Raw genomic sequence first — 15563 nt, forward strand, 5'->3', positions numbered from 1 at the left:
CTCATACCATCTCGACCAGCATGGCGCCGCCCAGCCCGCCGCCGATGCACTCGGTGGCAATCCCGCGCCTGGTGCCGAGCCGCTTCATGGCATTGACAAGGTGCAGCACGATGCGGTTGCCCGACGTGCCGACGGGGTGACCGAGGCTGACCGCGCCGCCATCGACATTGAGTCTGGCGCGATCGATCGCGCCGGCGGCCCCTTCGAGCCCGAGTACCTCGCGGCAGAATTTTTCATCCTCCCACGCGGCGAGGCAGCCGAGCACCTGCGTCGCGAATGCTTCATTGAGCTCCCAGGTCTCGATATCCTGCAGCGACAGCTTGTTGCGCTTCAACAGTTCGGTCGCCGACAGCACCGGCCCCAGCCCCATGACAGAGGGATCGAGCCCCGACCACTGACTGTCGATGATCATCGCCTTCGGCTCAAGGCCGTGTTTGATGACGGCGTCTTCTGATGCGAGAATCGTCCAGCAGGCGCCGTCGGTGATCTGCGACGAATTGCCGGCGGTGACCTGGCCCCACGGCCGCTCGAACACCGGCTTCAGCTTCGCCAGCGATTCCATCGAGGAATCAGGTCGTACGCCGTCGTCGTGATCGTAGAATCTGCCATCGCGAGCGAAAGCGGTTTCCAACTCACCTTTCAACCAGCCTTCGGCCTGCGCCTTCGCCAGACGCTTGTGGCTCTCGACGGCGTAGGCGTCGGACTGCTGCCGCGTGATGCCGAAAAGATGGCCGACCACTTCGGCGGTCTGGCCCATGTTGAGTTCGGTGATCGGGTCGGTCAGTCCGCGCTCAAGTCCGATGACCGGCTTGAAGTAGGGCGGCCGCGCCCTGGCGATCGCCTTTACTTTCTCGACTATGCCCTTGGCGGCTGCGACGCCGGCGAACCAGCGCACGCCCTGCTGCGGCCACACCAGCGGCGCATGGCTCAGCGCCTCCGCGCCGCCGGTCAGAATCAGGTTGGCGTCGCCGTCGCGGATGTATCGGTAGCCGGTGTCCATCGACTGCATGCCAGAGCCGCAGTTGATCTGCACCGTGAACGCCACCATCGCCTCGCCCATGCCCAGCCGCAATGCGGCGACGCGGGCCGGATTCATCTCATCGGCGATGACGTTGACGCAACCGAGGATGACCTGATCGAACGCATCGGGCGCGAACGGCTGGCGCGCCAACAACGGCCGCCCGCATTGCACCGCCAGATCGACCGGCGTGAACGGTCCCGGCCCGCCGCGCGCCTTCAGGAACGGGGTCCGGCTGCCGTCGATGATATAGACCGGGCGCGCCATCAGCCTGCCGCCCTTGTCTCTGCCGGCTCCAGCACCTCGGCCTGCTCCTGCACGACCTGCACGCCGACGGGCTTTTTCTGGGGTGACAGCGCTTCCGGCGCGAAGTCGTCGACCTCGATGACCCGGGCCACCGCCTCTTGCGCCGCCTTGTACTGCTCGGCTTCGGCCGGGGTGATGACGCGTTGCCTGACGGCGGCATCCGCATCGCGCAGGCGCGCTCCGCGCATCCGCTTGAACACGCCCTCGGCGGCGGTCACCAGCAGGAACGCCTTTTCCAGCCGGGCCGGCCCGCCGTCATCATCGACATTCGACAGCCCCTGCGTCAGCCGATCGCGCGCGACGGAGGGCTCCAGCACCAGTTGGGCGCAGGCATGGATGACCTTGTCGCTCGGACCACGCGCCTGCGCGCCGAGCGGCTGGATCATGAATTTGAGCAGGATGGCGACAACGCGGTTCGGCAGGTTCGCCAGGATGTCGGCGAACCGCTGCTCGATGGTGCGGAAACCGGTCACCATGCACCATTCGACCAAAGCGAGATCGGCCTCCTGACGACCCTCCTCGTGCCAGCGCTTGAGCACCGCCGACAGGAGATACAGTTCGGAAAGAATGTCGCCGAAACGTGCGGACAGCATTTCCTTGCGCTTCAACTTGCCGCCGAGCGTCAGCAGCGCCATGTCGGCGCACAGGGCGAAAGCCGCCGAATAGCGCGAGAGCTGACGATAGAATCCGGTCACCGCGCCGGCATCATCCGGCGCGGGCGCGAAGGCCCCGCCGCTCCAGCTTCGTCCCCAGGCGCGGGACAGCGTCCTGAAGCTGTGGACGATGTGCTCCCAGAAGGTCTTGTCAAAGGTATCGAGACCCCGGGCCTTGTCCGTGTCGCCGAGCGCAATCATCTCATGCAGCAAATAGGGATGCGCCCGGATCGCACCCTGCCCGAAGATGATGAGATTGCGCGTCAGGATGTTGGCGCCTTCCACGGTGATCGAGACCGGCACCCCCCGATAGAGGTTGCCAAGATAATTCTGGGGCCCGTCGATCACCGCCTTGCCGCCATGGATATCCATCGCATCGTCGATCACGGTGCGCAGCCGCTCGGTGGCGTGCAGCTTCATGATGCCCGAGATGACCGCGGGATGGTGGCCCTCATTGAGCGCGGCGCAGGTCAGCCGCCGCGCCGCATCGATCAGATAGGCTGTGGCGGCGATCCGGGCGAGCGGCTCCTCGACGCCCTCGAACTTCCCGATCGGAATGCCGAACTGTTCGCGGATGCGCGCATAAGCGCCGGTGGTGCGCGCGGCAAACGCCGCGCCCGCGGCCGACAACGAGGGCAGCGAGATGCCGCGTCCGGCGGCCAGCGCCGTCATCAGCATCTTCCAGCCCTGCCCCAGGCGCTCCTTGCCGCCGATGACATAGTCGAGCGGGATGAAAACGTCTTTTCCCCAGTTCGGACCGTTCTGGAAGACCTGCATCGCCGGCAGATGGCGACGGCCGATCGACACCCCCGGCAGATCGGTCGGGATCAACGCCACGCTGATGCCGAGGTCCTCCTGCGTGCCGATCAGATGATCCGGATCAAAGGCCTTGAAAGCGAGGCCGAGCAGCGTCGCCACCGGCCCCAGCGTGATGTAACGCTTGTGCCAGTTGAGCCTGAGCCCGAGCACCTCGCGGCCCTCGTACATACCTTTGCAGATGATGCCGGTATCGGTCATCGCCGCCGCGTCGGAGCCGGCTTCCGGGCTGGTGAGACCGAAGCACGGCACGTCGCGTCCGTCGGCCAGGCGCGGCAGCCATTTGTTCTGTTGATCCCTGGTGCCGAAACGCATCAGCAGTTCGCCGGGGCCGAGGGAGTTCGGCACCATCACCGTGACCGCGGCGACCAGCGAACGCGATGAAATCTTCCGCACGACTTCCGAATGCGCATAAGGCGAAAATCCGAGGCCGCCATGCTCGGTCGGAATGATCATGCCGAAGAATTTTTTCTGCTTGATGAAATCCCAGACTTCCGGCGGCAGATCGCGGCATTCCCAGTTGATTTTCCATTCGTCGAGCATGGCGCACAGTTCGTCCACGGGCCCGTCGAGAAATGCCTGCTCGTCCGCCGTCAACGTCGCCGGCGGGGTATCGAGGAGCTTCGACCAGTCCGGATTGCCGGTGAACAGATCGGCATCCCACCAGACGTCCCCCGCTTCCAGCGCCTCGCGCTCGGTATCGGACATCGAGGGCAACACACGGCGCGCCCAGGAGAAGATCAGCTTGGAGATCACGTCACGGCGAAAACTCATCGCAATGTCCTCTTGTTCGGGTAATCGACGCCGTCGAGCGGTTCGGGATTGCTACAGGCAATGATCCTACACCCATAAGGGGAATATCTTTAGAATAGGGAAAGGCCGGCTTCATTTCATGTTTCATCTAAAATTGAACGAAAAATGCCCCGCGGAGCCCGGGGGTCCGAGCGCAAGGCCTGGTTGCGAGACGACGGCTGCTCGCCTTTATTGGTAAAATTTTAATCCTGTCCTCCGAAGATACCGCAGATTCGAACGATTCATATGTTCGCGCCCGCGAGGCCTTCTCGCCACCCCGCCGCGCATCAAAGCACGGCGTCCTGACTCATCTTAACGAGAGACCAAATCAATGACTGGCTCTCGATCAACAGAGAACGGTTGATCGGCAGTTTTACCTGCATCGGAAGGATCCGAATAATGAAGGCGAAGATAAGCGTTATATTGCCCGCGATCGTCTCCGCACTTGTCATGATAGGCGCCCTTTCCGCCGGAATCATGGCCTATCAAGCATACGAACAGCGCCAGCAATCCGAAGCATTTCTCGAAGTGAACCACATCTCGCAATTGCTGCTGCGAAGCGCGGGACAATGGGCGGTGGAGCGCGGATTGACCAACGCGCCGCTCATGTCGCCCGATGCCATGCCCGCTGAACGTCGCCCTCAGATTCTTGAAGCACGGCAAACCGCCGATCGCGCATTTTCCGAGGCTGCCCGGCTTCTGCGCGAGCATCCGGCGATGAAATCCGCGGAATCCCGGATCTCTGAGGCCGAGAGTGCTTTTCAGGCGTTCGTCGGGTTTCGCACGCGCCTCGACGAGAATCTCGCCAGGCGGGGATCGGAACGGAGCCCGGAGGTCGTGGAGAGCTTCGCGCCGACCATCACGAAGTTGATCGAGGTTTCCGGCAACACGCTGCGGCTCACGCTGGAAACGCTGACGCGTCCGCCCACCGCGACTTTGACGCAACTGGTCAGCTTGCGTCATCTGACCGCGCAGATGGCGGAGAACGCCGGAAGGGAGCGCGCGCTCTTCGGAGGAATTGTCAGCTCCCGCGCCGGGATTTCCACAAGCAGCTTGCGGACCATCGCGCGTTTCCGCGGAAACGTGGAACTGGCATGGGAAACCATCTCGCCGATCCGGATGCGCGCCGACCTGCCGGCAAAAGTCGCGGATGCAATCTCTGGCGTCGAAAAGGATTATTTCCAGCGCTACGGCCAGACTCGCGACGCCGTGTTCGCCGCATCCGAGACAGGTGAATACAAAATCAGCGGCAGCGACTATGTCGCGCAGGCGACGACCGCGATCAATTCGATACTCCGGCTGGCCGATGCAGTGGGGGAAGCGGCCGACCAGGACGCGGCCAGGGTAGCCGCGGACAGCCGGTCCCAACTGCTCAGCGCCGCACTGATATTGCTGGGCTGTATCGTTCTCGCCCTTATCAGCTTCTGGATCGCGTTCTCGCGCATCCTGCGGCCGATGGCGGCGCTGACGGCCGCCATGGGTGAACTCGCAAAAGGCAACTTCGCCGTCGTCCTGCCCGGACTGGAGCGCAAGGATGAAATGGGCGACATGGCGCGCGCGGTCGAAACCTTCAAGATCAAGGCCGAGCAGAAGGCGCGCGATGAAGCGGAAGCGAAAATGAAGCAGGATCAGTTGGCCGCGCAGCAGCGCAAGGCGGACATGCACCGGCTGGCCGACGGTTTCGAAGCGGCGGTCGGCGCGGTGATCCAGACCGTATCCTCGGCGGCGACCCAGCTCGAAGATTCGGCGACCTCCCTGACCCAGACGGCCGAGCAAACCCACCAGCTGTCGTCCGCCGTGGCGGCGGCTTCCGAGGAAGCCACGGTCAACGTTCAGTCCGTGGCTTCAGCAAGCGAGGAAATGGCGGCTTCCGTGAACGAAATCAGCCGGCAAGTGCAGGAAGCATCGAGGATCGCAAGCGACGCGGCGCAGAAGGCCCATCGCGCCGACCTGCGCATCAATTCGCTGTCGCAGGCATCGGCGAAGATCGGAGACGTCGTCGAACTGATCAATACCATCGCGAGCCAGACCAATCTCCTGGCCCTCAATGCAACCATCGAGGCCGCTCGCGCAGGTGAAGCCGGCCGCGGCTTTGCGGTCGTCGCGTCCGAGGTGAAGGCGCTGGCCGAGCAGACCGCGAAAGCCACCGCTGAAATCGGCCAGCAGATTACAAGCATCCAGTCGGCGACCGACGATTCCGTCGATAACGTGAAGGAGATCGGCATCGTCATCGGCAGGATCGCGGAGATCTCCGCCACGATCGCTTCGGCCGTCGAGGAGCAGGCGTCCGCCACTCAGGAAATATCCCGCAACGTCCAGCAGGCCGCGGCAGGGACCTCGGAAGTGTCCTCCAACATTATCGAGGTCAGCAACGGAGCTTCCGTGACAGGCAGCGCCTCCACGCAGGCGCTCGCCGCGGCGAAGTCCCTGGCCGGAGACACCGACCGCCTCAAGCAGGAAGTCGAGAAATTTCTCGCAACGGTCAGAGCCGCCTGACATCCGGCGGCGCAGGGCCTTCGCGGTCCGTGGCATCTTGATGCTAACGTGAATCATGAGCGGGTTGGCCGATCCGCTCATGAACGTTCTCTTCGCAATCTTTCCCGGATTGAATACGGAACGCCACCAGCATTTTGCGCGCGGGAACCCTTCAACGCGCCGCACGTTAGGTCAATGCAGACTGACGTTAAGGAGAAAGACTGATGGGTTCCACGACCGACAAGATCAAGGGCACCGCCAACGAAGCAATCGGCAAGGCCAAACAGGTTATCGGCGAAGCCACCGGTTCGGAGAAGCTTCAGGGCGAAGGCGCGATTCAGGAACTGAAAGGCAAGGGCCAGAACGCGCTCGGCGACGCCAAGCAGGCGACCAAGGACGCCGCCGACAAAGCGGCCGCCACCATCAACAAGAATCTCTGATTGCCAAACAAAACATGTAATCACGTTCGGATGTGAATGGGCCGGCTCCTTGTGGGCCGGCTCTGCCGTGCGGCGAAGATAAAGACAACACATCCGGTCCCTATTAAACTGAACGGGTTTCGCGACGCGACGCGGGCTGCTAAGACGCTTCATGCTCAAGGTCGCCGCTTTGCATCAGTTCACGCCGCTGCCGGATTTTCGTGCGTTGCGCGAGCCGCTGCGCGGGCTGTGCGCGGCACACGCCATCAAGGGCTCGATCCTGCTCGCCGCCGAGGGCATCAACGGCACCGTCGCCGGAACGCCCGCCGCGATCGATGCGCTGATATCGGAACTACAGAACGGCGCGCTGTTCTCCGGCCGGCTGAATAATCTCGAGCTGAAATTTTCTCCCGCCTCGACGATGCCGTTTGCCCGGCTCAAGGTCCGGCTGAAGAAGGAGATCGTGACGCTGGGTGATCCCGCGACCGATCCGACCCGCGCGGTCGGCATCTATGTCGACCCTCAGGACTGGAATGAACTGATCGCCGCGCCCGGCACGCTTCTCCTCGATGTCCGCAACGACTTCGAGGTTGCCATGGGCAGCTTCGAAGGCGCGATCGATCCGCAACTCGCCTGTTTCGGGCAATTCAAGGATTTCGCCGCGCAAGAACTCGATCATCGAAAGCACCGCCGGATCGCGATGTATTGCACGGGCGGGATTCGTTGCGAGAAGGCAAGCTCCTATCTGCTGTCGCGCGGATTCAAGGACGTCTACCATCTCAAGGGCGGCATTCTGAAGTATCTTGAAAAGATTCCTGAAAGTGAGAGTCGCTGGCGAGGCGAATGTTTTGTATTCGACGACAGAATCGCTCTCAGTCACGGATTGAAGCAATCCCGGCCGGCGGGCCGGATGATGGACGGAGCGCCGCGCGATGACTGACGAGACTTTCGCGGACCGCATCGAGGCGCTCGAGATGCGCGCGACGTATCAGGAAGAAGCTATCGAGACGCTGAACCAGGTCGTCACCACGCAGTGGAAGCAGATCGACACGCTGATACGACAGATCGCCGAACTGGGCGAGCGCCTGCGGGAGGCTGAAGCCGCGCGACCTGCCCCTTCCAATGAGCCGCCACCGCATTATTGAAGCGGACGCAACCGTTTTCTCCCGTATCGCCGTTGATCGGCAGCCGTTCTGGGCTTATCAGAGGGCGCAACTACCACGCATCGCCGCCGCGGTCGTTGCTTACGCCGCCGTCAACAGTCAAAGCGACGCACGCAGGACAAGGATCGCATGAGCGCGGAAGTCTCGATTGGGGACGCAGAGGCCGCCCGGCTTGCTCCGCATCCGCTCCGCAACGCGATCCTGGGCGAACTCCATGCGCGGCCTTTCACGGCGCTGACCGTCCCAGCCCGGATCCTGCATTTCGCGTTCGATACCGCCGGCGAGCGCGGGCACGCCGACCGCGTCAACCTCGCGAAGTTCTGCGAGGCGCGCGGCCTTCCCGTGCCGACCTTCTCCGAACGGCACTATCGCGTCGCCTTCGGCACCACCGCGCTGCGGTGGGAGCAGCATTCCGAGTTCACGACCTATACCTGGGAGCTGCCGTCTCCCGCGGGCGGCATTCCGTTTCACCCGCCAGCCGCCGCGCTCGCAACCCCCATGCAGCTCGTGCCGCAGCCCGGACCGCTGCTCGTCGCCATCGACATGCATGTGCTGGCCGACGGGCCCGCCGTCCAGCCGCCGGAGCGGCTGTTCGAGCGAACCAGCCTGGCGCTCGCCGAAAACAATGACGGCGCCGCGATCTACGCCACGGACTTCCAGCCCGATCCGTCCGGCTTCGTGCGAATCCTGGTCGTCGACCGCAAGCTCAATCCCGACCGCGCCGGCGCGCTGACGCAGCGCGTGATCGAGATCGAGACCTATCGCACGCTCGCCTTGCTCGGGCTGCCCGAAGCGCAGCGGCTCTCGCCTTCGATCAGCGCGGTCGAGCAGCGCCTCGCCGAAGTGACCGACAAGATGCGTTCTAACCGCAATCTCGCGGACAATCGCCACCTGCTCGATGAACTCACGGCGCTGGCCGCCGAGGTCGAGGCCGGCGCCGCGGCCAGCGTCTTCCGCTTCGGCGCCAGCCGCGCCTATTATGAGATCGTGCAGCAGCGGCTGGCCACCGTCGGCGAACGGAAGGTGGCCGGGCTGCCGACGTGGAGTTCGTTCCTGGCGCGGCGGATGGCGCCGGCGATGCGGACCTGCGTAACCACCGAGGCCCGTCAGGAGAGTCTCTCGCTCAAGCTCTCGCGCACCGCCAACCTGCTGCGAACACGCGTCGACGTCGAGCTTGAGCAGCAGAACCAGGAACTCCTGAAATCGATGAACGCCCGCACCCGGATGCAACTCCGGCTGCAGACCACGGTCGAGGGACTGTCGGTCGCGGCGATCACCTACTACGTCGTCAGCCTGTTCGGCTATATCGCCAAGGCGCTGCACGATTCCGGAACGCTCGCGATCAAGCCGGGCCACCTGACCGCGGCCTTCATTCCGGTCGCGGCGTTAACGATCTGGTCGATCGTGCGCCGCATTCGCCACAAGCACATCGGCCACGACGGCTGAACCTCCGGCGCATTTCGCTCCTGTATCCGCGCTACGCCGCCCTGCCCTCAAGCAGGCCTGTCAGCCGCTGGCGGATGATGCGCTCCGCCCCGCTCACGATGCGCTCGATCAGCTCCTTGCAGCTTGGCACATCATGGATCAGACCCGCCGTCATGCCGCAGCTCCATGCGCCGGCATTCACGTCGCCTTCGATCATGACCCGCGGATAGACGCCGGCGACCTGCTCGATGATGTCGTCGATCCTGAGGCTCTCGCCTTTCTCGCGTTCGATCTCCATCAGTCTCTCGACCTTGCGGTTGTTCAGCACGCGCTCGGTGTTGCGCAGCGCGCGCATGATCAGCCGAGTGTCGCGTTCGGAGGCCGCGACCAGCGCCTGCTTCACATTATCATGCACCGGCGCCTCCTTCGTCGCGATGAAGCGGGTGCCCATGTTCATGCCATCGGCGCCGAGCGCCAGGGCGGCGACCAGGCTGCGCGCATCCGCCATGCCGCCCGACGCCACGAAAGGAATCCTGAGTTCGTCGGCCGCGCGCGGCAGCAGGATCATGTTGGGGATGTCGTCCTCGCCGGGATGACCGCCGCACTCGAAGCCGTCGACGCTGACCGCATCACAGCCGATCTGTTCCGCTTTCAACGCGTGCCGCACCGAGGTGCATTTGTGGATCACCTTGATGCCGGCGGCCTTGAGCGCGGCCATGTAGGCTTCCGGGTTGCGGCCCGCCGTTTCAACGATCCTGACGCCGCTTTCCACGATCGCGCGGATATATTCAGGATAGGGCGGCGCGGTGAAGGCGGGCAGAAACGTCAGGTTCACGCCGAACGGCCTGCCTGTCATGTCCCGGCAGCGCGCGATTTCCTTCGCCAGCAATTCCGGCGTCTTCTGGGTCAACGCGGTGATGATTCCAAGCCCGCCCGCGTTGGCGACGGCGGCGGCCAGCTCCGCGAAGCCAACATAATGCATGCCGCCCTGGATGATCGGATGCTCGATGCCGAACAGTTCCGTAATGGCCGTTTTCACATAAAGCTCCCGATTCGATGGCGATGGCGATGGCCGCGCTTTCGGCATGCTCACACCCGGCGGTCTATCCGGCAAGCGGGATTCGGCGGCTCCGGATTGATGCCATGGCCGGCCGATCGCGCGGTCACTTGACAGGCCGCCATAGGTCGGTTTCACTTGCTCCTCATACTGTTCCACGACCTGCCTGTCGCCAATGAGGCAGCGTCCATTGCTGATCGTGAGGCCGCTCTGAAGCAGCACCTGCGGCTTTCTCCGCGCCTGATGTAAAGGCCGCGGGCCGGAAAATGAGCGACGACGAAAACCGGACAGCGATCAAGAGCAAGAACTCAGGACATGGCTGACGCAGAAGAGGAAACGATGGAGCAACGCCGTGCTCCCCACATTTCCGCAGGGTCCGACCCCGGCACGAATCCGATCGGGGTCGTGGCCTATGATGATGGCCTTGTCAGGGATGCCCTCATGGCCCAATGCGCGGCCGACCTTGCCACGTCAGGCTACAGGCTCGGAGGCATCGTCCAGTCGAATCCGCACCGTGAAGGCCGGCGGCGATGCGATATGTATGTCAAGGATCTGCTGGGCGGCGATGAAGTCAAGATCTCGCAGGACCGCGGCAACGAGGCGAGGGGATGCCGGCTCGACCAGGATGCGTTCGCGCGCATCGACGCCTGGATCGAGCGCGCGGTCCTCGAACATGTCGATCTGCTCATCATCAACAAATTCGGCAGGGAAGAAGCCCAGGGCCGGGGACTGCGCGCGGTCATCGCCGAAGCCCTGATCGCCGATATTCCGGTTATCATCGGCGTTTCCTCGCAGAATCTCGCGGATTTCCTGGCATTCGCCGGAGATTCAGCCACGCGTTTGAGCCCCGACATCGACACCATGACGACCTGGTGCCGCAATGCGATCAAACGGCGCACTCAGGATCAGTGCGAGCCGGGGCTCCCGCCGGTGGGCGCATAACCGACCGGCATAAAGGCTGCTGGCTGGATGAACTGGAAAAGGCTAGTCTTTGGGCCGGCGTCCGTTCGGGGGATAACGAACGGCGTCATGCCGCCGCCGGCCTGCTCCCATGGCTTCGAACGGTACCAGACAAATCCGCAACCACTTCATTATTATTCTCTAGCGCAAAACAGATGAAACGACGCGATGGATGACAAGCAGATCCTCCAGAATGCCACTCGCAGCGCAGCCCAGGCGGGCATGATCACGCTTGTTTTCGAAAATTTCACCGCCCAACTGATCCGATATGTCCTCAGCGGGTACCTCCTCGATGACAGGTCTCTCATGACTCTGCGGGACAATTGCATCCGCGATCTCAAGAACTCGACCATCACCGGATTTCCGCTGGATGACGAGGCGGAAATCTTCAGGCAGGCCGTCGAGAACGCGGAGAAACTGCTGGACGCGGCGATCACCAGAGGACGGAACATCGACGTCTAGAGCTTCGCTTTTACTGTTTAATGTGTTTCCGTCACGCGAACAGGTCATCCACTTCGCGCGAGAACGCTATAGCATCCAGCATCCGCGGCCGTTGCCGACTTCCAGCATGATTCCAACACGATGATGCGTCCCGCATGGCTCGAAAGCGGCTCCTGGCCGGCCTGCCCGCGGCCCGCTGGCGGGATCGCGGCAACCACGCCCTCTCCCTTCGCCGTTCCTATTTCCAGCCTGGCTGCGCACGTTGACGCCATGGTTTCAAGCCCGTACAGACGCGGGAGCGCTGCCGGTCCGGACTTGAACACCTGTCCTGCGGCCACCGCTTTCGCGCGACGCATGCTCCCGGCGATCGTTCGAATGCGGACCGTGCGGAAAGCTTTTCACGAGGTGCCAACAAGACCTTCTGCGCCGGCGGTGCGACGCTTCGGCGCGAATTCGGCGAACGTCTTGCGGCGGATGTCGCGACTAGAGCATTTTTGCTTCTGATTGAATCAGAAGCAAAGCTCTAGATTATTGTTTTAACGCATTTTCTTGCGGCGAACCGGTATCCACTTCGCCGGAAAATGCTCTAGCCGGTTTTTTCCGGTTCCACGACGATGATATAGATATAAACGAGTTGTTCAGTGAGGTTTCACGATGTCGGTATCCGTTAGCAGCACGATCGAGGAGATGCAGGCGGAGCGCAACGCGCTCCAGAGCTTTGCCGACGATCGCGCCCGCGACTTCGTCGGCAGACAGTCGGTGCTTTCGCGGGTCACCGACCTCTGCCTCTCTCCCGCCAAGGAGCTTTCTCCCACGAAAGAAGGCCCGCCATGGGGAATCTGCATCACGGGCGATCCGGGTTCGGGCAAGAGCGCCGTGTTCGGCGAGGTTCTCCGCCGCCTGAAGGAAACCGACGCCTTCATTCTCGCGCATGCCGCCGAAGCGACCCCGCAGGCTTCCTCGATCGACGCCATGCTGCGCCGCTGGATCGCCGAGCTCGGCAGCGCCCTCGGCGCCGGCGATATCGACCTCGCCGCCAATATCGATCCGGAGATCGTCGAGCGGGCCTTCGCCTCGCTGCTGGTGCGGATGGCTTCGAAACGGCGCGTGGTTGTCCTGATCGATGCGATCGACCAGTTCAAGAAGACCTCGCGCGGGAAGTTTACGGCCTGGCTGCCGCGGCTCTGGCCGATCAATGCGCGGCTGGTCGCGACCGGCCTGGCCGGAGGCGCCTCCAAGGCGCTGTCCGAGCGCTCCGGGGTGGAAACGCTGGCTCTGCCGCCGCTGGAGTCGTCCGAGGCGGAAGGCATCATCGAAGCGGTCTGCAAGCGTAACGAGCGCAAGCTGGCTGCTCCGGTGATCGACGCGCTGCTCGCGAAGAAGCATGCGGGCGGGCCGGCCTGGGGCAATCCGTTATGGCTGCTGCTGGCGCTGGAGGAACTCGAACTGCTCGATAGCAGTGATCTCGCCGACATGCGGCGCGAATATGCCGGCTCTTCCGAGGAGCGCCTGCGGAGTGCGATGCTGGATGCGGTCGGCGCGATGCCGGCCGACATTCCGCTCCTCTGCCGCGCGACATTCGATAGCGCGGCCCAGCTGTTGAGCCCGGCGATCGCGGCGGCGTTCATCGGCCTTCTTTCGGCGGGCCGGACCGGATGGCGGGAGAGCGACTTCCGTCAGTTGCTGCCGCAGGTGGGTGGCGAAGCCTGGGACCAGAAACGCTTTGCTACGCTGCGCAACCTGTTCCGCGGCCAGATTCACCAGCACGGCGACCTTGCGCTCCTGGATTTCAACCATTCCCAGGCGCGCGCCGCCGCCCGTTCGCGCCTTGCCGCGCTGCGCGTTACGAATCCCGAACTGCACCTGCTGATCGCGGATCACCTTCTGACGCTTGCGCCGGACGACCGGCTGCGGGTGACTGAAACCATGGTCCATCTGCTGGCAAGCAAGGATGAGGTCCGCGCGGCCCGGCACTATGGCGATCCATCGCTCGGCGAGAAGGAACTGCAAGGCGCCACATACGCGCTCGCCGATGCGATCGTCTCACCGGCCACCGGCACTCCGGCAAGCGCGGCGCGCGAGATATGCCGTCTGCTTCAGAACCCGGACCACTCCGTCCGCGCCCGCGTGGCCGAGCGCCTGCTTTTCAGTTTTGACGATGCTGCGGGCCGGCACGTATCTTCCGATGTTCGCCTGATTGTTTTGAACGCGGTCGAACAAACGTTCCGGGAGTTGCTGCGCGACGAGCCCGGCAATGCCGGCTGGCAGCGCAATCTGTCGGTTGCCCACGATCGCGTCGGCGACGTGCTGGTGGCCCAGGGCAAGCTGCCTGAAGCGCTGACGTCGTTCCGTGAGGGACTTGCGATCCGGGAGAAATTGACGGGCACGGATTCCGACAATGCCGGGCTCCAGCACGATCTGTCGATCTCCTACGAGAAGATCGGCGATCTGCTTGCGGTGCAAGGCAAGCTGGACGAGGCGCTGGACTCGATCCGCAAGCAGCTCGCCGTTGTCGAGCGGCTGGCGAACGGCGATCCCGACAACGCGGACCTGCAGAGCGAGATCTCGCTGTGCCATGAGAAGACCGGCGAAGCGCTGATGGCGCAAGGCAATCTTCCGGGGGCGCTGGAAGCGTTCCAGAGCCAGCTCGAGATCAGCGAGCGGCTGGCGCGCGGTGCCGACACCGACGACAACAAATGGCAACGCGAGCGGACACTCGCCTACGATCGCGTCGGCGATGTGCTGATGGCGCAGGGCAAGCTGCCGGAGGCTCTCGAATTCTTCCGCAACGGACTGACGATCAAGGAGCGGGTCGCGAAGGCGCACCCGGAAAACACGAGCTGGCAGCGCAGCCTGTCGATCTCCCATGATCGCATCGGCGACGCGCTGGTGACGCAGGGCAAACTGCCTGACGCATTGACATCCTACCGCACGGGACTTGAGGTCGCCCAGAAACTGGCGCGCACCGAGCCTGAGAATGTCGGCTGGCAGCGCGACCTGTCGGTGTCGCACGCCAAGATCGGCGATGTGCTGGTGGCGCAGAGCAGTCTGCCCGACGCATTGAAGGCCTTCCATGAGGGGCTGACGATCCGGCAGCGCCTGGCGAATGCCGATCCCGACAATGTTGATTGGCAGCGCGGTCTGGCTGTGTCCTACGATCGCATCGGCGACGTGCTGATGGCGCAGGACAACATGGGCGATGCGCTGAGCGCCTTCCAGGATCAGTTCGCGATCGCCGAGAAGCTGGCGCGGATCGATCCGAACAACACCGGCTGGCAGCGCGATCTGTCCGTGTCCCACGAGAAAGTCGGCGACGTGCAGATGGCGCAAGGCAATCTGCCCGACGCGCTGAAATCCTATCGCGCGGGGCTCGCGATCAGAGAGCGGCTGGCGCGCAATGATCCCGATAACATCAACTGGCAGCGCAGCCTGTCGGTGTCGCACGATTGCATCGGCGACGTGCTGGAAGCACAGGGCGAGGTGGACGAGGCGCTGAAAGCCTTCCGCGAAGGGCTCGAAATCAGAAAACGGCTCGCGCAGCGTGATCCATCCAACGTCGGCTGGCAGCGCGACCTGACAGTATCTTACGACCGTATCGGCGAGGTGCTGGAATCGAAGGGCGATCTGGAAGCGGCCGAGAAGTCCTTCCGCGAAGGGCTGGCGATCATGGAGCGGCTGTCGCTTGCCGACCCCGGCAACGTCGATCTGCAGCGCGGCGTGGCCGTGAGCCAGGGACATCTGGCCGAGATGTATCGCCGGTCCAACGATCACAATAGCGCGCTGGCCGCGTTGCGGCAGGGACAGGCCGCCATGGAACGCGTCGTCATGCGCGCACCTGAGAATGCCGGCTGGAAAAAAGATCTGGACTGGTTCACCGAACAGATCTCGACCTTGACGGAGTAGAGCATTTTCCGGCGAAGCGGATGACCTGTTCGCCGCGAGAAAACGCGACCGGATAATGATGTTCTTGAACATGATCCGATTCATCTGGATCGGTCATGCTCAGGATTCGCCTTCCTCCAGGTAACGAATATCCGC

Annotated in this window: 11 protein-coding genes; 8 read left to right on the forward strand and 3 right to left on the reverse strand. The window is 63.4% G+C overall.

The window, feature by feature from the left end; genetic code table 11:
• Position 1: 1 nt before the first annotated feature.
• Both ACMYR2_RS18060 and ACMYR2_RS18065 read right to left on the reverse strand, forming a co-directional pair.
• Positions 2-1285, reverse strand: coding sequence for an acetyl-CoA C-acetyltransferase (locus ACMYR2_RS18060; RefSeq protein ID WP_347263441.1), 1284 nt, complete (start codon positions 1283-1285; stop codon positions 2-4).
• Positions 1285-3567, reverse strand: coding sequence for an acyl-CoA dehydrogenase (locus ACMYR2_RS18065; protein WP_347263442.1), 2283 nt, complete (start codon positions 3565-3567; stop codon positions 1285-1287). Before ACMYR2_RS18065 ends, ACMYR2_RS18060 begins: the two co-directional genes overlap by 1 nt.
• 417 nt (positions 3568-3984) lie before the next feature.
• Here ACMYR2_RS18065 and ACMYR2_RS18070 point away from each other — a divergent pair, with 417 nt between their 5' ends.
• The 5 genes from ACMYR2_RS18070 to ACMYR2_RS18090 all read left to right on the forward strand — a co-directional run bounded on the left by ACMYR2_RS18070 (position 3985) and on the right by ACMYR2_RS18090 (position 9088).
• Positions 3985-6081 carry a methyl-accepting chemotaxis protein gene (locus ACMYR2_RS18070; protein ID WP_347263443.1) on the forward strand — a complete coding sequence of 699 codons (2097 nt, stop codon included), beginning with the start codon at positions 3985-3987 and terminating at the stop codon, positions 6079-6081.
• A 203-nt stretch (positions 6082-6284) separates the two neighbouring features.
• Entirely contained in the window at positions 6285-6500 is a 216-nt protein-coding gene (locus ACMYR2_RS18075) for a CsbD family protein (RefSeq protein ID WP_011316169.1), read from the forward strand.
• 151 nt (positions 6501-6651) lie between these two features.
• Complete coding sequence (locus tag ACMYR2_RS18080; protein ID WP_347263444.1) at positions 6652-7419, forward strand: rhodanese-related sulfurtransferase; 768 nt, start codon at positions 6652-6654, stop codon at positions 7417-7419.
• Positions 7412-7624, forward strand: coding sequence for a SlyX family protein (locus ACMYR2_RS18085; RefSeq protein ID WP_347263445.1), 213 nt, complete (start codon positions 7412-7414; stop codon positions 7622-7624). The genes ACMYR2_RS18080 and ACMYR2_RS18085 overlap by 8 nt, the downstream gene beginning before the upstream one ends.
• Positions 7625-7771: 147 nt before the next feature.
• Positions 7772-9088, forward strand: coding sequence for a DUF3422 domain-containing protein (locus tag ACMYR2_RS18090; RefSeq protein WP_347263446.1), 1317 nt, complete (start codon positions 7772-7774; stop codon positions 9086-9088).
• A gap of 31 nt (positions 9089-9119) precedes the next feature.
• On the opposite strand, the gene ACMYR2_RS18095 is transcribed toward ACMYR2_RS18090, so the two are convergent.
• Positions 9120-10106 (reverse strand): nitronate monooxygenase family protein, encoded by a 987-nt coding sequence (locus ACMYR2_RS18095; RefSeq protein ID WP_347263447.1) that lies wholly within the window; start codon positions 10104-10106, stop codon positions 9120-9122.
• A gap of 333 nt (positions 10107-10439) precedes the next feature.
• Between ACMYR2_RS18095 and ACMYR2_RS18100 the strand changes: the two genes are divergently transcribed.
• The 3 genes from ACMYR2_RS18100 to ACMYR2_RS18110 all read left to right on the forward strand — a co-directional run bounded on the left by ACMYR2_RS18100 (position 10440) and on the right by ACMYR2_RS18110 (position 15428).
• Positions 10440-11066, forward strand: a complete 627-nt coding sequence (locus tag ACMYR2_RS18100; RefSeq protein WP_416193429.1) for a DUF2478 domain-containing protein — start codon at positions 10440-10442, stop codon at positions 11064-11066.
• 186 nt (positions 11067-11252) lie between these two features.
• Positions 11253-11546: a hypothetical protein gene (locus ACMYR2_RS18105; RefSeq protein ID WP_347263449.1), complete on the forward strand. Its 294-nt coding sequence runs from the start codon at positions 11253-11255 to the stop codon at positions 11544-11546.
• A gap of 633 nt (positions 11547-12179) precedes the next feature.
• Positions 12180-15428 carry a tetratricopeptide repeat protein gene (locus ACMYR2_RS18110; RefSeq protein WP_347264809.1) on the forward strand — a complete coding sequence of 1083 codons (3249 nt, stop codon included), beginning with the start codon at positions 12180-12182 and terminating at the stop codon, positions 15426-15428.
• Positions 15429-15563: the final 135 nt, after the last annotated feature.

Source organism: Nitrobacter sp. TKz-YC01 (assembly GCF_047824785.1).
GTDB lineage: Bacteria > Pseudomonadota > Alphaproteobacteria > Rhizobiales > Xanthobacteraceae > Nitrobacter.

What these genes read in the sequence shown, in the direction of transcription:
- ACMYR2_RS18080 (WP_347263444.1), top strand. Translation starts at nt 6,652, where the DNA reads ATGCTCAAGGTCGCCGCTTTGCATCAGTTCACGCCGCTGCCGGATTTT.
- ACMYR2_RS18060 (WP_347263441.1), bottom strand. Translation starts at nt 1,285, where the DNA reads ATGGCGCGCCCGGTCTATATCATCGACGGCAGCCGGACCCCGTTCCTG.
- ACMYR2_RS18075 (WP_011316169.1), top strand. Translation starts at nt 6,285, where the DNA reads ATGGGTTCCACGACCGACAAGATCAAGGGCACCGCCAACGAAGCAATC.
- ACMYR2_RS18065 (WP_347263442.1), bottom strand. Translation starts at nt 3,567, where the DNA reads ATGAGTTTTCGCCGTGACGTGATCTCCAAGCTGATCTTCTCCTGGGCG.
- ACMYR2_RS18085 (WP_347263445.1), top strand. Translation starts at nt 7,412, where the DNA reads ATGACTGACGAGACTTTCGCGGACCGCATCGAGGCGCTCGAGATGCGC.
- ACMYR2_RS18090 (WP_347263446.1), top strand. Translation starts at nt 7,772, where the DNA reads ATGAGCGCGGAAGTCTCGATTGGGGACGCAGAGGCCGCCCGGCTTGCT.
- ACMYR2_RS18105 (WP_347263449.1), top strand. Translation starts at nt 11,253, where the DNA reads ATGGATGACAAGCAGATCCTCCAGAATGCCACTCGCAGCGCAGCCCAG.
- ACMYR2_RS18110 (WP_347264809.1), top strand. Translation starts at nt 12,180, where the DNA reads ATGTCGGTATCCGTTAGCAGCACGATCGAGGAGATGCAGGCGGAGCGC.
- ACMYR2_RS18070 (WP_347263443.1), top strand. Translation starts at nt 3,985, where the DNA reads ATGAAGGCGAAGATAAGCGTTATATTGCCCGCGATCGTCTCCGCACTT.
- ACMYR2_RS18100 (WP_416193429.1), top strand. Translation starts at nt 10,440, where the DNA reads ATGGCTGACGCAGAAGAGGAAACGATGGAGCAACGCCGTGCTCCCCAC.